The sequence below is a fragment of the Streptomyces sp. NPDC048361 genome (genome assembly GCF_040651795.1).
Classification (GTDB): Bacteria; Actinomycetota; Actinomycetes; order Streptomycetales; family Streptomycetaceae; genus Streptomyces.
This window is the reverse complement of the sequence record NZ_JBEZKW010000100.1, coordinates 1-18678: the sequence shown is the minus strand read 5'-3', so window position 1 is coordinate 18678 and position 18678 is coordinate 1. Positions and strand designations below refer to the sequence as shown.

Below are 18678 nucleotides of genomic sequence, written 5' to 3'. Positions count from 1 at the left end.
CGCCGTCGCCGAGCTGAAGGAGAAGCTCAAGGGCGAGGACTCCGCCGAGATCCGTACCGCCACCGAGAAGGTCGCCGCCGTCTCGCAGAAGCTGGGCCAGGCCATGTACGCCGACGCCCAGGCCGCCCAGGGCGCGGCCGGTGCCGAGGGCACCGAGCAGGCGCACCCGGCCGGTGACGACGACGTGGTCGACGCCGAGATCGTCGACGACGAGAAGCCGAAGGGCGGCGCCGCCTGATGACGGAGGAGACCCCGGGCTTCGAGGAGAAGCCCGACGTCCCCTCCGGCGCTCAGGAAGACGCCGAGCCGAAGGCCGCCGACTCCTCCGCCGAGGAGGAGAAGGCGGCCCCGGCCGGGGACGCAGCCAAGGACATCGCTCTGCAGGCCCAGCTGGACCAGGCCCAGACCGCGCTCACCGAGCGCACCACGGACCTCCAGCGCCTCCAGGCCGAGTACCAGAACTACCGCCGCCGCGTGGAGCGGGACCGCGTCACGGTCAAGGAGGTCGCCGTCGCCGGTCTCCTGACCGAGCTGCTGCCCATCCTCGACGACATCGGCCGGGCCCGTGAACACGGCGAGCTGACCGGTGGCTTCAAGTCGGTGGCCGAATCCCTGGAGACGGTCGCCGCGAAGATGGGCCTCCAGCAGTTCGGCAAGGAGGGCGAGCCCTTCGACCCGACGGTCCACGAGGCCCTGATGCACAGCTACGCGCCGGACGTCACCGAGACGACCTGCGTGGCGATTCTCCAGCCGGGGTATCGGATCGGCGAGCGTACGATCCGCCCCGCGCGGGTCGCGGTGGCCGAGCCCCAGCCGGGTGCGGCCGCCAAGGAAGAGTCGAGTGACGAGGAGAGCGGTGGCCCCGACAAGGGCTGACGCAGCGGTCATTGAAGAAGTGATCGTCCGGAAGGAGGGACGTCGATGAACACGAAGGACTTCGTCGAGAAGGACTACTACAAGGTTCTCGGCGTCCCCAAGGACGCCACCGACGCGGAGATCAAGAAGGCGTACCGCAAGCTGGCGCGCGAGAACCACCCCGACGCCAACAAGGGCGACACCAAGGCGGAGGAGCGCTTCAAGGAGATCTCCGAGGCCAACGACATCCTCGGCGACCCCAAGAAGCGCAAGGAGTACGACGAGGCGCGTGCCCTGTTCGGCAACGGAGGCTTCCGTGCCGGGCCGGGCGCGGGCGGCGGCAGCTTCAACTTCGACCTGGGCGACCTCTTCGGCGGGCAGCAGCCCGGCGGCGGGGGCGGCGCCGGGGCCGGCGGCTTCGGGGGCGGGCTCGGCGACGTGTTCGGCGGCCTGTTCAACCGGGGCGGCGCGGGCACGGGTCAGCGCACCCAGCCGCGGCGCGGCCAGGACCTGGAGTCCGAGGTGACGCTCAGCTTCACCGAGGCGGTCGACGGGGCCACGGTCCCGATCCGGCTCTCCAGCCAGGCGCCCTGCAAGGCCTGTTCGGGCACCGGCGACAAGAACGGCACGCCCCGCGTGTGCCCGACCTGCGTCGGTACGGGGCAGGTGTCGCGCGGCTCGGGCGGCGGTTTCTCGCTGACCGACCCGTGCGTCGACTGCAAGGGCCGCGGTCTGATCGCGGAGAACCCGTGCGACGTCTGCAAGGGCAGCGGCCGGGCGCGTTCCTCGCGCACCATGCAGGTCCGCATCCCGGCCGGCGTCAGCAACAACCAGCGCATCCGCCTGCGCGGCAAGGGCGCCCCCGGTGAACGGGGCGGTCCCGCAGGCGACTTGTACGTCGTGGTGCACGTCGACGCGCACCCGGTGTTCGGCCGCAAGGACGACAACCTGACGGTCACCGTGCCGGTCACCTTCACGGAGGCCGCGCTCGGCGCCGAGATCAAGGTGCCCACGCTCAGCGGGCCGCCGGTCACGTTGAAACTGCCCGCGGGCACCCCCAACGGCCGTACGATGCGGGCCCGCGGCAAGGGCGCGGTCCGCAAGGACGGCACCCGGGGCGACCTCCTGGTCACGGTCGAGGTGGCCGTGCCGAAGGAGCTGGACGACAAGGCCCGCGAGGCCTTGGAGACCTTCCGCGACGCCACCGCGGGCGAGGACCCGCGGGCCGAGCTGTTCCAGGCCGTGAAGGGAGCATGAGATGGATCCCCGCCAGCGTCGTCAGTCGCCGTTCGGCGGCCGGGCGTACGAACTGACCGACGAGACGCCGGTGTACGTCATCTCGGTGGCGGCCCAGCTCTCCGGTCTGCACCCGCAGACCTTGCGGCAGTACGACCGTCTCGGCCTGGTCTCGCCCGACCGCACGGCCGGGCGGGGCCGGCGCTACTCGGCCCGCGACATCGAACTGCTGCGTACAGTGCAGCAGTTGTCGCAGGACGAAGGCATCAACCTGGCCGGCATCAAGCGCATCATCGAGCTGGAGAACCAGGTCGCCGCGCTCCAGGCCCGGGTCGCCGAGCTGGCCGGCGCGGTCGAGGGCGCGGCCGTCGCGATGCAGCAGCGCGAAGCGCAGGTGCACGCCTCCTACCGCCGGGACCTGGTCCCCTACCAGGACGTCCAGCAGGCCAGCGCGCTGGTCGTGTGGCGGCCCAAGAGGGCATCGGAGTAGCCCGTCCGGGCCCGGCTCCCGCAGGTGTTTTTCCAGGCCCGTCGTCCCGTTCCGGGGCGGCGGGCCTCTCGCGTGCCGTGCCGACGTGAACCGGCACCCCGATGGGGATAGGGTCGTCGGGCTCGAACGCAGGGAGGCGGGACGGAGCATGTCTGGGCAGGTGGCGCATCCGCATGGCGCGGACCGGCTGTGCGCGGCCGGGGAACGGGCGTACGCGGACGCGCTGCGCTGCGGACGCATCGCGCGCGCGGACGCGGGCGACGCCCCCTGTCTGATCGACCTGGGGCTGCTCCACCCCGATCCGGCCGACCCCGGGTGGCTCCTTCCGACCTCCCCGCAAGTGGTGATGGCACGCCTCCTGCGCGGCATCCACGAGGACATCGCGGCGAGCCAGGCCCGCACGGGGTCGGCGGCCGCCGCCTTCGAACGGTTCGCCGCGCTGGGCGCCCCGGTGCCGTCCGGCGGCGACGCCCTGCGCGTCCTCGACGGCATCCCCCGCATCAACGCGGCCATCGACGACGCGATCGCGGCCTGCACCACCGAGTCGCTCACCATCCAGCCCCGCGGCATCCGGCCCGAGCACATCCTGTCGCAGGCCCTGCCCCGGGCCGTCGACATGCTGGACCGGGGGGTGCGCATTCGCACCATGTACACCCACGTCGCCCGCTACGGCACCGGACTCGCGGACTATCTGCACCAGTTGGAGGGACGCGCCGTGGAGGTACGCACCCTGGACGAGGTCACCGAGCGCCTGCTGCTCTTCGACCGTACGGTGGCGATCATCCCGGCCGCCGCGGACGACAGCAGCGCCCTGGAGCTGCGCCACCCGGCGCTGGTGGAGTACCTGGCCACCGTCTTCGAGCGGCTGTGGCGGCTCGCGGTGCCGCTCGCCGACGCGGTGCCCGTGACCACCGACATCGCGGGCGTCACCCACCGCGAGCGGGTCATCGCGGCGCTTCTCGCGGAGGGCCACCAGGACGCGGTGATAGCGCAGCGGCTCGGCATCAGCGTGCGGACCTGCCGTCACCACATCAGCCGCCTCGCGGAGGCGCTGGGGTCGAGCAGCCGTACCCAACTGGGCGTACGCATCGCCCAGTCGGGGCTCGACGCGCATCCGCGCTGAGCCCGGACGGCCGAAGTGGTCCGCGCCGGTCCGGCATGCCGGGCATGTCCGGCTTTAAAACGGCTCCAGTTGATGCAGTGCAGCAACATGACGGTGGTGGTGCGGCGGCTCGCGATGCATCGTGGTGGCGGTATGAGCAGCTCAACTCGACGGGACACGGGGCCGGCAGGCGGCGGGACGGACGCCGCGGCTGTGGCCCTGCTCGTGCGCGGCCCCCGGTGCGGCCCCGCGCACGTCGGCGTGCCCGGGTGACGACTTCAGGCGTCCTGCTCCAGGATGCCCGACTGGGCTATCAGAAAGCCGAGTTGGGCCCGGCTTCCGCTGCCGAGCGACGCGGCGAGCTTGGCGATGTGGGCGCGGCAGGTGCGTACGTTCATCCCCAGGCGGCGGGCGATGGCCTCGTCCACGTGACCCTCGACCAGGAGCTTGGCGATGGAGCGCTGGACGCCGGTGATGCCGGCCGTCTCCAGGTGGTAGGGGACCTCGTCGTCCCAGGGCACGGCGTACTGCCAGAACTGCTCGAAGACGCCCACCAGGTACTGCACGAGCCCTTCGTGGCGCAGTTCCAGGGCGACCTGGCGGTCGCTGCGCGCGGGTATGAAGGCGACCTTGCGGTCCATGATGATGAGCCGGTCGATGATCTCTTCGAGCGTGCGCACTTCGAGGCCGTACGGCGCGATCCGCTCCACGTACCCGATGGTGGCCGAGTGGTGGCGTGCGGTGTGCTGGTAGAGGGTGCGCATCTCGACGCCGCGGGCGACCAGCGGTTCGACGCGGCGCAGCCCCGCCTCGAAGCTCTCGGGCCTGCGTCCGCTGCCGGGCTGGATGACGAGCAGCTCGTCCTGGCACTCCTCGATGACGCGGTCGAGGGTCGCGTTGATCAGTTCCAGTCCTTCGAGGACCGTGATCGCGTGGGTGCCCGTCAGGGGCGGCGTCGCGATCGACATGAATGGCTCGAAGGTGGTGGCGAGGGCGACCGACAGCTTCCTGCGCTCCTGGATCTCGCGTTCGAGCGGCTGGGTCAGCAGGTTGAGCACCACCGTGGGGGGAACCGGCCGCAGCAGTTCGGCGTCGTCCGGGTCGGGGCGCAGCAGCGTGAGGTCGACCAGGCACGGTGCCGCGTCGGCTTCTGAGCGGGTAATCCCGCCTGTACGCAGGGCGAGCGAGTACAGGGCCGTCCCTGTCTCGCACAGATCGACCGGGCCGTGATCGTGTCCAACATGCCCCTTTTTCAACCTAGTTGCACCCCCCTCATCCTTTTGAATTACAGGAACATGATGCCTGGCTGCGCTGGTGCAAGTGGTCGGAGTGGGCCATCGTCGTATCCGCGGGGGGAGGTAATGATCAAAAGAGGTGGAGATCGGCCATGAGCAGGATGGTTCGAGCACTAAGCACGACAGCCGTTGTGGCGGCTGCTCTCTGCGCTCTCTCGGCGCCTGGGGACATTACTTGGGAGTCCCACCCCGCGAAGGCGGATGTCGCGACTGCAATGGACATCACCTGGGAGATCGCGCCCAAGGTCGCCTCGATAGCGAGCGACCCGACGTGGGAAGTCGCGCCCAAGGTGGCGCCCGGCGACCCGACCTGGGAAGTCGCCCCCAAGGCGGCGCCCGGCGACATTACGTGGGAAGTCGCGCCCAAGACGGCGCCCGGCGACATCACGTGGGAGGTCGCGCCCAAGGGCGCGGCGCCCGATGACATCACGTGGGAGGACGCTCCCGCAGGTGCCGTCGCATGAGCTTCCCGCCCGACGACCGCACCTTCCGGCGTGAAATGGCCACGGCCTACCGCTCTGGGTGGCACTTCATCGATCTCGCCACAGCGGTTCCGTTCCGTGGCGATTCGTTGATGGTCACCCTGCTCGGTGAGCCGATCCTGATCGCCCGTGAGGACGACGAGGACGTGCGCGCCTACCGGTGCCTGCGCCGTCCGCGCGGGGCACCGCAGCCCATCCGCTGCGTGGTCCGGTACGGCATGGTCTTCGTCAATCTCGACCAGCGCGACCACCAGCTTTTCGAGTCGGAAGCTCAACCCGATTCATCCACCGCCACCCCCCGCAGTGCCTGACGCGATCCCCCGTCGTTACACATCGCGCAGGCGCTTCCCCCACACAGCGGCGCCATCGTGGACCTGAACACGGTGGCGCCGCTGTGCTGCCCGGGCGCGGCCGGCCGGTCCGCTCACGCGTTGCCCATCGCCCGGGTCAGCCGGATCTCGATCAGCACCCGGCCCGGGTTCACCCGCGGGGTCCGCTGATACCGCTCCGCGTACCGGCGCTCCGCGTCCGCGATCAGCTCCGGTTCCGTGCGGATGACCGCACGCCCTTCGAGCGTCGCCCAGCGCCTGCCCTCCAGCTGGCAGAGCGCCACCCGCGCGCCGAGCGGATCGGCCGCCGCCTCCGCCGCGATGTTGAGGGCCTTGCGGCTGCTCCCGCTCGTGATGACCCGGGCGAGCCCCGCCTGCGGCTCGTACGTCGCCCCCACCGGTGTGACGTGCGGCGAGCCGTCGGGCCGGTGCGTGGTCAAGGTGCAGATGTGGCGCTCGCGCCAGAAGCTGAGATAGCCCTCGCCGGGCATGCGTACGTCTGTGGCCATGGCCAAGGAACCTAGCCGCCGCGAGCCCGTCCCACCCACCTTGAGCGGAATGGACTCAAGTTTGTGTACGTTGGAAGGGTCATAGGTGGTGCATGCTGTGCCCACCACGACTCGACGTACGACCAGGAGGAGCGAACGCACGTGGACGCCGAGCTGACCAACAAGAGCCGGGACGCGATCAACGCAGCGAGCAGCCGGGCCGTAGCCGGGGGCCACCCGGACCTGACGCCCGCGCATCTGCTGGTCGCGCTCCTGGAAGCCCAGGACAACGAGAACATCACCGACCTGCTGGCCGCCGTCGACGCCGACCAGGCCGCCGTGCGCGCCGGCGCCGAGCGGCTGCTCGGCGCGCTGCCCAGCGTCGCCGGCTCCACCGTCGCCCCGCCCCAGCCCAACCGCGACCTGCTCGCCGTCATCGCGGACGCCGCGCAGCGCGCCAAGGAGCTCGGCGACGAGTACCTCTCGACCGAGCACCTGCTCATCGGCCTCGCCGCCAAGGGCGGACAGGCCGGTGAGATCCTCTCCCAGCAGGGGGCGAGCGCGAAGAAGCTCCTTGAGGCGTTCGAGACGAGCAGGGGAGGGCGCCGGGTGACCACACCCGACCCGGAGGGTCAGTACAAGGCGCTGGAGAAGTTCGGTACGGACTTCACGGCCGCCGCACGCGAGGGCAAGCTCGACCCGGTCATCGGCCGGGACCAGGAGATCCGCAGGGTCGTCCAGGTGCTGTCGCGGCGCACCAAGAACAACCCGGTGCTCATCGGCGAGCCCGGCGTCGGCAAGACCGCCGTCGTCGAGGGCCTCGCCCAGCGCATCGTGAAGGGCGACGTACCGGAGTCCCTGAAGAACAAGAAGCTGGTCTCCCTCGACCTGGGCGCGATGGTCGCGGGTGCGAAGTACCGCGGTGAATTCGAGGAGCGCCTCAAGACCGTGCTGTCCGAGATCAAGGAGAGCGACGGACAGATCATCACGTTCATCGACGAACTGCACACCGTCGTCGGCGCGGGCGCGGGTGGAGATTCGGCCATGGACGCCGGCAACATGCTGAAGCCGATGCTGGCCCGCGGCGAGCTGCGGATGGTCGGCGCGACCACGCTCGACGAGTACCGCGAGCGGATCGAGAAGGACCCCGCCCTGGAGCGCCGCTTCCAGCAGGTCCTGGTCGCCGAGCCGTCCGTCGAGGACACCATCGCCATCCTGCGCGGCCTCAAGGGCCGCTACGAGGCGCACCACAAGGTGCAGATCGCGGACGGCGCGCTGGTCGCCGCCGCCACCCTCTCCGACCGCTACATCACCTCCCGGTTCCTGCCCGACAAGGCCATCGACCTCGTCGACGAGGCCGCGTCCCGGCTCCGTATGGAGATCGACTCCTCGCCCGTCGAGATCGACGAACTCCAGCGCTCCGTCGACCGGTTGCGCATGGAGGAGCTGGCCGTGAAGAACGAGACCGACGCCGGCTCGATCCAGCGCCTGGACAAGCTGCGCAAGGATCTCGCCGACAAGGAGGAGGAGCTGCGCGGCCTCACCGCCCGCTGGGAGAAGGAGAAGCAGGGCCTCAACCGGGTCGGTGAGCTGAAGGAGAAGCTCGACGACCTGCGCGGCCAGGCCGAACGCGCCCAGCGTGACGGCGACTTCGACACCGCCTCCAAGCTGCTGTACGGCGAAATCCCGGGCCTGGAGCGGGAGTTGGAGGAGGCCGCCGAGGAGGAGGCCGAGCAGGAGAAGTCCAAGGACGCCAAGGACACCATGGTCAAGGAGGAGGTCGGCCCCGACGACATCGCGGACGTCGTCGGCGCCTGGACCGGCATCCCCGCCGGCCGTCTCCTGGAAGGCGAGACGCAGAAGCTGCTCCGCATGGAGGACGAGCTGGGCAAGCGCCTCATCGGGCAGAGCCAGGCCGTCCAGGCGGTCTCGGACGCGGTGCGCCGCACCCGCGCCGGCATCGCCGACCCCGACCGGCCCACCGGCTCGTTCCTCTTCCTCGGCCCCACCGGCGTCGGCAAGACCGAACTCGCCAAGGCCCTCGCCGACTTCCTCTTCGACGACGAGCGGGCCATGGTCCGCATCGACATGTCGGAGTACAGCGAGAAGCACTCGGTGGCCCGCTTGGTCGGCGCGCCCCCCGGCTACGTCGGCTACGAGGAGGGCGGCCAGCTCACCGAGGCCGTCCGCCGCCGCCCGTACTCCGTGGTCCTCCTGGACGAGGTGGAGAAGGCCCACCCCGAGGTCTTCGACATCCTGCTCCAGGTCCTCGACGACGGGCGCCTGACCGACGGGCAGGGCCGCACCGTCGACTTCCGCAACACCATCCTCATCCTCACCTCCAACCTGGGCAGCCAGTACCTGGTGGAGCCCTCGACCAGCGAGGAGGAGAAGAAGCAGCAGGTCCTGACCGTGGTGCGGGCCTCCTTCAAGCCCGAGTTCCTCAACCGTCTCGACGACCTGGTGGTCTTCTCCGCCCTCACCAAGGACGAGCTGTCCCACATCGCGGGGCTCCAGATCGACCGTCTCGCCAAGCGTCTCGCCGACCGCCGGCTCACCCTGGAGGTCACCCCGGACGCCCTGGAGTGGCTGGCCGACGAGGGCAACGACCCGGCGTACGGAGCGCGCCCGCTGCGCCGCCTCATCCAGACCGCCATCGGCGACCGGCTCGCCAAGGAGATCCTGGCCGGCGAGGTCAAGGACGGCGACACCGTACGCGTCGACCGGTTCGAGGACGGGCTGATCATCGGGGCCGCGGCGCACTAGGACGCGTGCCCGCCCCCGGGCACATCCCGCCACCCGGGCCCGATTGAGTCAGCCCGCAGCGGATACCCGGGGGCGGGGCTTGCCAGTCCTGCCCCGGCATGGGGGAGGATGACCGGAACCGTACGAAGGAAGATTCACGATGACCATCGACCCGTCCTCGATTCCGAATTTCGGGGCTCAGCCCGGCCCGCAGCCCGGCGGCCAGCCGTCCGGGCCCATCGTTCCCGACCAGGATCTGGTGAAGCAGCTCCTGGACCAGATGGAGCTCAAGTACGTCGTGGACGACGAGGGTGACCTCGCCGCGCCGTGGGAGGATTTCCGTACGTACTTCATGTTCCGCGGCGAGGAGGACCAGCAGGTCTTCTCGGTGCGGACGTTCTACGACCGGCCGCACAGCATCGACGACAAGGTCCAGATCCTGGAGTCGATCGACGACTGGAACCGCCGCACTCTGTGGCCCAAGGTCTACACGCACACCCATGACGACGGCACCGTCCGCCTCATCGGCGAGGCGCAGATGCTGATCGGCACCGGCGTCGCCCTGGAGCACTTCGTGTCCTCCACGGTGAGCTGGGTGCGCGCCTCCATCGAGTTCGACAAGTGGCTTCTTGAGCAGCTCGGCCTGGAGAAGGACGTCGACGGCGACGAGGGCGACGAGCCCGGCGCCACCGAGTCCGAGTAGGGCGGGGCCGCACGCCTCACAGCGCCATCGTGGCCAGCGTCAGCAGATAGGCGCCGTAGCCCAACGACAGCCCGGCCAGGGCGACGGTCACCGTGACCGCTGCCCTCGGCCGGGCTTTCGTCAGCGCCAGCGCGAGCGGAACGAGCAACGGGAACGCGGGCAGCAGAAAACGCGGCTTCGACTCGAAGTAGCCCGCGCCGCCGACCGCGATCACGACCAGGACCGCCGAGTAGACCGCCAGCGGCAGTGACGGCCGGTCCAGCAGGAACAGCACGAAGAGCAGCACCATCACACCGGTGATCAGCGCGGCCATCGGGAACCCCAGGTCGTACGGGACCAGGGTGAGCCGCTTGACGAAGGCCAGCGAGCCCGCGCCGAAGTCGAACCGGGAGGTCCAGCCGGCCTGCACCGCGAAGTAGCCGCCGAACGGATCGCCCTCGCGCACCCCCACCCACAGCACATAGCCGCACCAGCCGAGCGGCGCGAGCAGCGCACCCGCCCACGGCCGCCACGAGCGCCGCTCGCCCCGCCACAGCTCGTGGCCGGCCGCGGCCATGACGGCGGCGGCGACCGCGATCGCGTTGGGCCGCGACAGGCCGGCGAGCAGCGCGAGCGAGCCCGCCCACAGCCAGCGCCGGGTCACGACCGCCCACAGCGCCCACGCGGCGAGCGCCGTCATCACGGGCTCGCTGTACGCCATCGTCAGGACCACCGAGTGCGGGAGCAGCCCCCACAGGAGCACGAGCAGGGTGCCCGCGGGCCGCCCGTACAGGCGCTCGCCCACCAGATAGATCCCGCAGGCCGCGGCCACCGCCGCCGTCCACGACACGAGCAGGCCCGCGGTGCCGCCGGTGACCGGAAGGACGGTGGTCACCGCGCGGATCAGACCCGGGTAGAACGGAAAGAACGCCAGGTCGCTCTGGACCGCGCCGTCCGGCCAGAACAGGGTGCGGCCGTAGCCGTGCGCGGCGATCCGGGCGTACCAGTCGGCGTCCCAGGCGGTCGCGAGCCGCGCCCGCGGCGAGCGGCCGCAGTGGTGGGCCACCGCCACCAGCACCAGGAGCCCGGTCAGGCGCGCGGCGGCGAAGAGCCCGAGTGCGGGGGCCGCCCGCCGCAGGGCGGCCGCCCAGGGCGGGACGCCCGCCCGGCCGTCGGCCCGGCCGGCCCGGGCGGTGGCGGTGATCTCGGCGGACAGGGGGCACCTCCGGGCGCGCGTGATCGGTCAGACCGACCATCCGCGCGGATCCCGGTCCCCGCGACCGCTGCGCCCCCGACCGGGTGGAAGTCCGCCCACCCGGCGGTGCGCACACGGCCGCCGGGACGCCGGGAGGCCCGGGCCGGCCGGCCGGTGCCTTGAGGCGGCTGACCGCCTCCTCCAGTACCGCCGTCTGCTCGCAGAAGGCAAAACAGGCAAACGGGGCGCCTTCCGCGCGGTGATCGTAGAAGACGGTGTGGGGGATTGCCACGACGCCACAGCGCTCGGGCATCGCTCGGGCAGCGCCCGGCAGCAGAACGCGAGGCCGTCGCTCACACCCAAAGGTGCTGTGCCCGGCCCCCGAGTCCTGTCACGAGACGGCGGGGGACGCGTCGACCGGACCCGCGGGGCGCCGGTCAGCTCGCGAATGCCTTGCGGAGCCGCTCCGTCGCTTCCTCCAGTACCGACGTCCGCTTGCAGAACGCGAACCGCACGAAGGGCGCCCCGGCCTCCCGGTGGTCGTAGAAGACCGCGTTGGGGATCGCGACGACACCGGCCCGTTCCGGCATGGCCCGGCAGAACGCGAGGCCGTCGCTGTGGCCCAGCGGACGCACGTCGACGGTCACGAAGTAGGTGCCGGCCGGCCGGAACACCCCGAACCCGGCCGCCGCGAGCCCCTCGCTCAGCAGGTCCCGCTTGGCCAGGTGCTCGGCGCGGAACGCCGCGAAGTAGGCGTCCGGCAGCCGCAGCGCCTCGGCCACCGCGTACTGGAACGGCCCGGACGCCACATACGTCAGGAACTGCTTGGCCGAGCGGACCGCGGCCACCAGCTCGGGCGCGCCCGTCACCCAGCCGACCTTCCAGCCAGTGAACGAGAAGGTCTTGCCGGCGGAGCCGATGGTGACGGTGCGCTCGCGCATGCCGGGGCAGGAGGCGAGCGGAATGTGCTCGGCTCCGTCGAAGACCAGATGCTCGTACACCTCGTCGGTGATCACCAACAGGTCGCGCTCGCAGGCCAGCTCCGCGACGGCGGCGAGCTCGGCGCGGGTCAGGACCGTGCCGGTCGGGTTGTGCGGGGTGTTGAGCAGGATCAGCCGGGTCCTGGGGGTGACGGCGGCGCGCAGCTCGTCCAGGTCCAGGACGAAGCGGTCCCCGTCGGGGCGCAGGGTCACGGGCACCCGGGTGCCGCCCGCCATCGCGATGCACGCGGCGTACGAGTCGTAGTACGGCTCAAGGGCGATGACCTCGTCGCCCGGTTCGACCAGGGCGAGCAGGGAGGCGGCGATGGCCTCGGTGGCGCCCGCGGTGATGAGGACCTCGCGGTCCGGGTCGTAGGACAGGCCGTAGAAGCGCCGCTGGTGCTCGGTGACGGCGGTGCGCAGCTCGGGGACGCCGGGGCCCGGCGGGTACTGGTTGCCGTGGCCCTCGCGCAGGGCGCGGACCGCGGCTTCCCGTACCGCCTCGGGACCGTCGGCGTCGGGGAAGCCCTGGCCGAGGTTGATCGCCCCGGTCCGCTGGGCGAGGGCCGACATCTCGGCGAAGATCGTCGTCCCGAACTCGGCGAGGCGGCGGTTGAGGAGAGGGCGCGCGCTGGAGGTCATGACGGCCATCCTGCGGGCAACCTCTGGAGTTGCTCAAGTGTGCTTTGGCGCCGGACGGCGAAGGGCATCCCCTCTCCACGCGGGCCACGGGGGACCGCGGCACGGAAGGACGGTGGGGGATGGGCATCGTGATCGCACTGGTCGTCGTCGTGGCGGTGGCGCTGGCCGCCCTGGCCCGCTCCGCGGCGCGCGGCCGGCGCCGCGGCGGCAGGGGCTCGCGCAGGGGGACGGCCGCCTCGGCCGCGGGAGGCGGCAGCTGGTGGGCGGCGGGCGGCTCGGACAGCGGAAGCTCGCCGTCGTGCGGCAGCGGGAGCAGCCACCACGGGGGGAGCGGCCACCACGGGGGCGGCGGCGGCCACCACTCCTGCGGCGGCGGGCACTCCTGCGGCGGAGGCGGCCACTCGTCGTGCGGCGGCGGCTCGTCCTGCGGGGGCGGCGGCTGCGGATCGAGCTGAACGGTCCTTCCGCGCTCCCCGGCCCCATTCGGCCGACGGCCATTGGGGCGGTCCCGCCCCGGGGCCGGCGGGGGCGGCGGGCGGGAGGCACGCGGTGGTCGCGGCTGACACGGGGCAGCCGATTCCGCCGCCCACTCCGCCCGTTGTGCGCCCGGTCGGTTCCGGCCGGCCGGGCGCCTTTATTCACGCCGGTAGTTGAACGTTTGAACCGAGTGGCCCCCGAGGGGATGGAAACCCGCTCAAGTTGGGTAAAAAAGCTGTGAGCGCCGCGCACTTCATGATTCCCTCGCAGAGAACCCATGCAGCCTTCGGACCCCGGGCGATCAGAGAGCGGTCCCCCCGGTTCTTCGTCGCGGTCCGAGTCGACATCGGTCATTCACCGGCATCGGTCATCCACCGGCATCGGTCACCCACCCTCCCCATGTGTGTTTTGCGGAGCCCACCCATGCTCACGTCCCTCAAGACCGCCTATTCCGATACGCGTGCCGCCGACCTCGCCTGGGCGCTGGGCCGCGAGCCGCTGCCCGCCCTCGCCGTGCTCGACCTCGAACTCTCCGGCGCCAAGCTCCAATTGAGGCTCCTCGGTGCCTCGCACCAAGTCCTCCTCGACGAGGAGCGCGGCACCTGCTCGGAGACCGTGGCCTGCATGCCCGGCAGCAGCACACCGCTGCCGCTCGGCGTGGCCAAACGGCTCGGGGAGTGGGACTACGAGTTCGCCGCGCGCGTCGAGACGCTCTCGCACGGCTCGTTCGCGGGCCGGGCCCAGGAGCTCCTCGCCCTCGTCGCCGACCACCCCAACGGACTGGCGGGAACGTTTCCCGGATCACCGCACGCCTTCACCGCGATGCTCGCGCAGCGCGGCGAGGGCCAGGTGTGGTGGCGTACCTGGCACGCCTACCCGCAGGAAGGGCAGTTGGTGGTCACCCGCACCCGCGTCGGCGTACGGGTACCGGCACCCGCCGGGCTGTGAGGCGCGCGGAATCCCCACCGGTTGGCTCCAGTTGCACCCGTGTGGGTGACAGGATGCGAACGGAGCGTCACGTAGCGTTCGCATCATGATCGAACCGCTCCCCGCTCCCGTGAGTTGTGCGCGGTCGGGCCGGTTCCTCGTCCTGGCCGTCGTGTTCGTCTGCGCCGCCTGCGGCCTCGTGTACGAGCTCGAACTGGTCGCCCTCGCCTCGTACTTGATCGGAGACTCGGTCACCCAGGCCTCGGTGGTCCTGTCGGTGATGGTCTTCGCGATGGGGGTCGGCTCGCTGCTCGCCAAACGGCTGCGCTGCCGGGCCGCCGTCGGCTTCGGCCTCATCGAGGCCGCGCTCGCCCTGGTGGGCGGCTGCTCGGCGGTGGTCCTGTACGCGACGTTCGCCTGGTTCGGCGGCTCGCGGTACGCCCTGGTGGCCTTCTCGCTCGCCATCGGCATGCTGATCGGCGCCGAGATCCCGCTCCTGATGACCCTCATCCAGCGCGTCTCGCGGCGCGCCGCGGGCGACGCGAGCGGCACCGTGGCCGACCTGTTCGCCGCGGACTACGTGGGCGCCCTCGTCGGCGGTCTCGCCTTCCCGTTCCTCCTCCTGCCCCAACTCGGCCAGCTGACCAGTGCGTTGCTCACCGGATGCGTCAACGCCGTCGCCGGCGGCTCGCTCGTCCTGCTGCTCTTCGGCCGCGAACTGACCCCGCGCGCCCGCTGGCTGCTGCTCGGCGCCAACGCCCTCGCCCTCGCGGTGCTCGCCCTGACCACCGCCATGGTCGGCGACTTCGAACAGGCCGCGCGCCGCGCCGTCTACGGCAGTCAGGTGCGCGTCGCCGTCCAGAGCCACGTCCAGGAGATCGTCCTCACCGGCAGGGCGGGCGCGCCCCTCGGCCTCTTCCTCGACGGACGGCTGCGCGTCGACGGCCGCGACGAGTCCCGCTACCACGCGGCCCTGGTGGACCCCGCGCTCGACGCAGGCCCGCACGGCCGCGTCCTCATCCTGGGCGGCGGCGACGGCCTCGCCGCCCGCGAAGTGCTGCGCCACCCCGGTGTGCGGGCGGTGACCCTCGTCGACATCGACCCGGAGCTGATGCGCCTCGCCCGCGGCGACCCGGGGCTCGCCTCCCTGAACGCCCACGCCTACCGGGACCCGCGGCTGCGCCCGGTGGCCGCAGACCCCTTCGCCTGGCTGCGTGGCGAGGGCCGCACCGCGGGCCCGTACGACGTCGTCGTGTGCGATCTGCCCGACCCCGGCATGACCGCGAGCACCAAGCTGTACTCGCAGGAGTTCTACGGGCTCGCCTCCCGCGTCCTCGCGCCGGGCGGGCGGCTCGTGGTGCACGGCGGTTCGGTGGCGAGCGCTCCCCGCACGTTCTGGACGGTCGCCTCGACGGTGCATGCGGCCGGGCTGAGGACGTTCGCCTACCGCGCGACCGGGCGCACCGCCGGGCCCACCGAGGGCCCCGGCCGCGCCCTCGGCCCGGCCCCCGCGCCCCAGGACTGGGGCTTCGTCCTGGCGACGCGGCCGGACCGGGGACCGCCGCCGGCGGCGCGGGCGGCGCGTCCCCGGGTGCTCTGGGGGACGGCGCTGCCCGTCGCCACCCGCTCCGGGCTCCGGCTCCCGCTCGGCGCCCGGCCCCTGACCCCGCCGTCGGACGCGGCCGCCTTCGCGCCGTCGACGCTGGTGCATCCGCGGTACGGGGAGTGAGGGGGCGGGGGTGATGGGGCGGCGGGCATACGGGGGGCGGCGGGCATACGGGGGGTGACGGGAGCGGCGGGGGGTATTGGGTGGCGGCGGGGCTACGGGGGCGCTGGGGGCGTGTGCGGGCGGGTGAGGCATCGGCGCCGCGTTGACGCAGACGGAACGGCCGGTGCTGAGTAGGCTCGGTGGTTATGGAGCATGAGGTGTTCGTTCCGGTTCAGGCCCAGGTACTCCGGCAGACGTTGCGCGATCCCGCCCGGGTCGCCCGGTGCCTTCCGGGGCTCCAGCAGGATGCGGGCGAGCCGCCCATCGCGGGTCGACTGAAGGTCCGTCTCGGCGGGAGCACCATCACCTACCGCGGCGCCCTGCGCATCACCGAGCAGGACGACGGGGCGTTCGCCGTGGAGGGCGAGGGCGTGGAGGTCCGCGGCGCGGGCGCCGCCCAGCTCACCCTGACCGTACGGCTGGACGAGGCGCCTGGCGGCACCACGCTCGGCTTCGCGGGCACCGCTCTCGCGGAGGGCCGGGCGGCGGACGTACCGGCGGACACCTCCAAGGCCTCGGCACTGCGCCTGCTCGACCGGTTCGCCGCGGCGCTCGCGCATCCCGCGCGGCCGGAGAACGCGGCGGCCGGGGCGGCGGGGACCACGTCGGACGACCTGGCTACGGCCACGGGCTCCGAGCCCTCGCAGGCACCGGCTGACCTCGCCGAGACGGACCTGAACACGGACCTCGCGGGCGGCACGGGATCGGGAGCCGCGGGCGCTTCGGAGCCGGACCTCGACTCCGCCGGCCCGGGCCCGGACTCGACGGACCGCGATGCCACCGACCTTGACGCCAGCGACCTTGACGCCAGCGACCTTGACGCCGGCGACTTGGACGCCGGCGATTTGGACGCCGCAAGCTTCGCCTCGGTCTTCGACGCCGAGGTGCCGCCGCCGTCCCTCGACCCGCTCGCGGACCAGGAGTTCGCCATCGAGGTGGGCGGCCCGATGCCCGCCGAGGCCGCGCACGCCCGCCGCACGATGATCGGCCGCAGCGCCGAGGAGGTCGACCACGCGCCGCCGCGCGGCCGGTACGCCCCGGTGCCCGCGCCCTCGGGCAGCACCGCCGGCGCAACACTGCGCTGGGTCGCCCCGGCCGCGGCCCTCGCGCTGGCCTCCGCGGTCGTGGTCGGTCGGGCGCTGAGGCGACGCCGCTGACCGAAGCCCGCCGCCGGCCGAAGCCCGCCGCCGGCCGAAGCCCGCCGCGGGCCGAAGCCCGCCGCGGGCCGAAGCTCCCCGCCGACGGAAGCTCGCCGCGGGCCGAAGCTCCCCCGTTGCAGCTGAGCACATCACCGGCCCACCCGTTAGGGTCGACGGCGTGAGCAGTGACCAGATCAAATTGGGCGTCGGCGCCGTGGAACTGACCGTCGACGCGGGCAACGGCTGCCGGATCAGCAGCCTGCGGATCGACGGCACCGAGGTGCTGCGCCAGGGCGAGAAGTACGGCTGCTTCCCGATGGTGCCGTGGTGCGGCCGCGTCGAGAACGGCCAGTTCCGCGACGGCGGAGTGAAGTACCAACTGCCGCTCAACGCGGCGCCGCACGCCATTCACGGCACCGCCCGCGACCACGCGTGGAAGACCGCGCGGGTCTCGGCCACCGAGGCCGTGTTCACCCAGGAACTCACCGAGCCCTGGCCGTTCAGCGGCAAGGTCACCCAGATCTTCGAGCTGACGCCGGACGCGTTGACGGTGCGGATGGGTGTCGAGACGTACGACAACTCCTTCCCGGCGCAGGTGGGTTGGCACCCCTGGTTCGTGCGGGAGATCGAGGGCAGCAGCGTCGAGGTGGCCTTCGACGCCGCGTGGCAGGAAGAGCGCGGCGACGACCATCTGCCCACCGGGCGGCGGATCGAGCCGCTGCCGGGCCCCTGGGACGACTGCTTCGGGATGCCCGACGGGGTCGACGTCACCCTCACCTGGCCGGAGCGGCTCGAACTGAAGGTGACCAGCCCCACCGAGTGGGTCGTCATCTACGACGAGCAGGAGGCGGCCGTGTGCGTGGAGCCGCAGTCGGGCCCGCCCAACGGACTCAACACCCTGCCCCGTCAGGTCACCCCGATCGACCCGCTGGAGCTGACGACGACCTGGGCCTGGCGCCGCCTGTAAGCACGGCCCTTAAGCTCTTGGGTATGACTGACGTACGCGCTGACCTGCTCCAGCAGATCAAGGACAAGGCCGTGGTGCACGGCAAGGTGACCCTCTCCTCGGGGATGGAGGCCGACTACTACGTCGACCTGCGTCGGGTCACCCTTGACGGCGTCGCCGCGCCGCTGGTGGGCCAGGTGATGCTCGACGTGGCCGCCGAGTTCGACTTCGACGCGGTGGGCGGCCTGACCATGGGCGCCGACCCGGTGGCCGGAGCGATGCTGCACGCGGCCGCCGCCCGCGGCCGCACCCTGGACGCCTTCGTCGTCCGCAAGGCGGCCAAGGCGCACGGGATGCAGCGCCAGGTCGAGGGCCCGGACATCAAGGGGCGCCGGGTCCTGGTCGTCGAGGACACCTCGACCACCGGTGGCTCGCCCCTGACCGCCGTCGAGGCGGTCCGTGCGGCCGGCGCGGAGGTGGTGGCGGTGGCGACGATCGTGGACCGCGCGACCGGCGCCGGCGAGAAGATCACCGAGGGCGCGGGCGTGCCGTACGTCTTCGCGTTCTCCGCGTCGGAGCTCGGACTGGCGTAGGGCGCTGCCCGGGGTCGCGCCCCACCACTCCGGCGCCCCACCACTCCGGCGCCCCACCACTCCGGCGCCCCACCACTCCGGCGCCCCGTCACCCGGCGCCCCGCCACCCCGCCGCACGGGGGGCTCCGCTGGGCGCAAAAGTCGTGACGTAGGTCCCGGGGCTCGGACGGAGCGAGCCTGACCTGCGTGTTCTTCCAGGGGCGGACCGTTTCACGTGAAACGGGACCCCCCAGGGGCGTCCCAGGGGGGGGGCCCCGGGCCGAGTATGGTAAGATTGTCCGCGGCGATGACGTCGCCCCCCCGTCAG

General features: G+C 72.2%; 18 protein-coding genes and 2 pseudogenes. 15 read left to right on the top strand and 5 right to left on the bottom strand.

All coding sequences use genetic code 11. The features are described from left to right. The 5 genes and pseudogenes from dnaK to AB0D31_RS33250 form a co-directional block, all read left to right on the top strand. A pseudogene (gene dnaK, locus AB0D31_RS33270) lies at window positions 1-238 on the top strand (molecular chaperone DnaK); the annotation flags it as partial. Then, window positions 238-876, top strand: a complete 639-nt coding sequence (gene grpE, locus AB0D31_RS33265) for a nucleotide exchange factor GrpE (RefSeq protein ID WP_362730217.1) — start codon at window positions 238-240, stop codon at window positions 874-876. The pseudogene dnaK and the gene grpE, both read left to right, overlap by 1 nt. 45 nt (window positions 877-921) lie before the next feature. Next, window positions 922-2112 (top strand): molecular chaperone DnaJ, encoded by a 1191-nt coding sequence (gene dnaJ / locus AB0D31_RS33260; RefSeq protein ID WP_362730215.1) that lies wholly within the window; start codon window positions 922-924, stop codon window positions 2110-2112. A gap of 1 nt (window position 2113) precedes the next feature. Continuing rightward, window positions 2114-2581 (top strand): helix-turn-helix domain-containing protein, encoded by a 468-nt coding sequence (locus AB0D31_RS33255; RefSeq protein WP_362730212.1) that lies wholly within the window; start codon window positions 2114-2116, stop codon window positions 2579-2581. 148 nt (window positions 2582-2729) lie between these two features. Then, on the top strand, window positions 2730-3704 hold the full coding sequence (locus tag AB0D31_RS33250; protein ID WP_362730209.1) for a LuxR C-terminal-related transcriptional regulator: 975 nt from the start codon (window positions 2730-2732) through the stop codon (window positions 3702-3704). A gap of 257 nt (window positions 3705-3961) precedes the next feature. Here AB0D31_RS33250 and AB0D31_RS33245 read toward each other — a convergent pair whose 3' ends face one another. Then, on the bottom strand, window positions 3962-4939 hold the full coding sequence (locus AB0D31_RS33245; protein ID WP_362730206.1) for a helix-turn-helix transcriptional regulator: 978 nt from the start codon (window positions 4937-4939) through the stop codon (window positions 3962-3964). Window positions 4940-5193: 254 nt separating this feature from the next. Between AB0D31_RS33245 and AB0D31_RS33240 the strand changes: the two genes are divergently transcribed. Beyond that, window positions 5194-5442 (top strand): 5'-nucleotidase, encoded by a 249-nt coding sequence (locus AB0D31_RS33240; RefSeq protein ID WP_362730204.1) that lies wholly within the window; start codon window positions 5194-5196, stop codon window positions 5440-5442. Then, complete coding sequence (locus tag AB0D31_RS33235; protein ID WP_053726447.1) at window positions 5439-5771, top strand: (2Fe-2S)-binding protein; 333 nt, start codon at window positions 5439-5441, stop codon at window positions 5769-5771. Before AB0D31_RS33240 ends, AB0D31_RS33235 begins: the two co-directional genes overlap by 4 nt. 113 nt (window positions 5772-5884) lie before the next feature. Here AB0D31_RS33235 and AB0D31_RS33230 read toward each other — a convergent pair whose 3' ends face one another. Further along, window positions 5885-6298: a pyridoxamine 5'-phosphate oxidase family protein gene (locus tag AB0D31_RS33230; protein ID WP_362730201.1), complete on the bottom strand. Its 414-nt coding sequence runs from the start codon at window positions 6296-6298 to the stop codon at window positions 5885-5887. A 141-nt stretch (window positions 6299-6439) separates the two neighbouring features. Here AB0D31_RS33230 and clpB point away from each other — a divergent pair, with 141 nt between their 5' ends. Then, on the top strand, window positions 6440-9043 hold the full coding sequence (gene clpB, locus AB0D31_RS33225; protein WP_362730198.1) for an ATP-dependent chaperone ClpB: 2604 nt from the start codon (window positions 6440-6442) through the stop codon (window positions 9041-9043). A 139-nt stretch (window positions 9044-9182) separates the two neighbouring features. After that, complete coding sequence (locus AB0D31_RS33220) at window positions 9183-9725, top strand: YbjN domain-containing protein (RefSeq protein ID WP_362730195.1); 543 nt, start codon at window positions 9183-9185, stop codon at window positions 9723-9725. 16 nt (window positions 9726-9741) lie between these two features. On the opposite strand, the gene AB0D31_RS33215 is transcribed toward AB0D31_RS33220, so the two are convergent. The 3 genes and pseudogenes from AB0D31_RS33215 to AB0D31_RS33205 all read right to left on the bottom strand — a co-directional run bounded on the left by AB0D31_RS33215 (window position 9742) and on the right by AB0D31_RS33205 (window position 12530). Further along, on the bottom strand, window positions 9742-10782 hold the full coding sequence (locus AB0D31_RS33215) for a hypothetical protein (protein ID WP_362730192.1): 1041 nt from the start codon (window positions 10780-10782) through the stop codon (window positions 9742-9744). Between the two features lie 286 nt (window positions 10783-11068). After that, window positions 11069-11265, bottom strand: a pseudogene (locus AB0D31_RS33210) (aminotransferase); the annotation flags it as partial. Between the two features lie 71 nt (window positions 11266-11336). After that, the gene (locus AB0D31_RS33205; RefSeq protein WP_362730189.1) at window positions 11337-12530 is read right to left on the bottom strand and encodes a pyridoxal phosphate-dependent aminotransferase; all 1194 of its coding nucleotides are present in this window, start codon (window positions 12528-12530) and stop codon (window positions 11337-11339) included. 110 nt (window positions 12531-12640) lie between these two features. Between AB0D31_RS33205 and AB0D31_RS33200 the strand changes: the two genes are divergently transcribed. The 6 genes from AB0D31_RS33200 (at window position 12641) to pyrE (ending at window position 18371) form a co-directional block, all read left to right on the top strand. Next, window positions 12641-12976: a hypothetical protein gene (locus AB0D31_RS33200; protein WP_362730187.1), complete on the top strand. Its 336-nt coding sequence runs from the start codon at window positions 12641-12643 to the stop codon at window positions 12974-12976. Between the two features lie 445 nt (window positions 12977-13421). Beyond that, window positions 13422-13946, top strand: a complete 525-nt coding sequence (locus AB0D31_RS33195; RefSeq protein WP_362730185.1) for a DUF2617 family protein — start codon at window positions 13422-13424, stop codon at window positions 13944-13946. Window positions 13947-14031: 85 nt separating this feature from the next. Beyond that, a complete protein-coding gene (locus AB0D31_RS33190) occupies window positions 14032-15654 on the top strand; it encodes a polyamine aminopropyltransferase (protein WP_362730182.1) in 1623 nt (540 codons plus the stop codon). A gap of 197 nt (window positions 15655-15851) precedes the next feature. Beyond that, window positions 15852-16850 (top strand): SRPBCC domain-containing protein, encoded by a 999-nt coding sequence (locus AB0D31_RS33185; RefSeq protein WP_362730179.1) that lies wholly within the window; start codon window positions 15852-15854, stop codon window positions 16848-16850. Between the two features lie 160 nt (window positions 16851-17010). Next, the gene (locus AB0D31_RS33180; protein WP_362730176.1) at window positions 17011-17799 is read left to right on the top strand and encodes an aldose 1-epimerase; all 789 of its coding nucleotides are present in this window, start codon (window positions 17011-17013) and stop codon (window positions 17797-17799) included. Between the two features lie 23 nt (window positions 17800-17822). Next, the gene (gene pyrE / locus AB0D31_RS33175) at window positions 17823-18371 is read left to right on the top strand and encodes an orotate phosphoribosyltransferase (RefSeq protein ID WP_362730174.1); all 549 of its coding nucleotides are present in this window, start codon (window positions 17823-17825) and stop codon (window positions 18369-18371) included. Window positions 18372-18678: the final 307 nt, after the last annotated feature.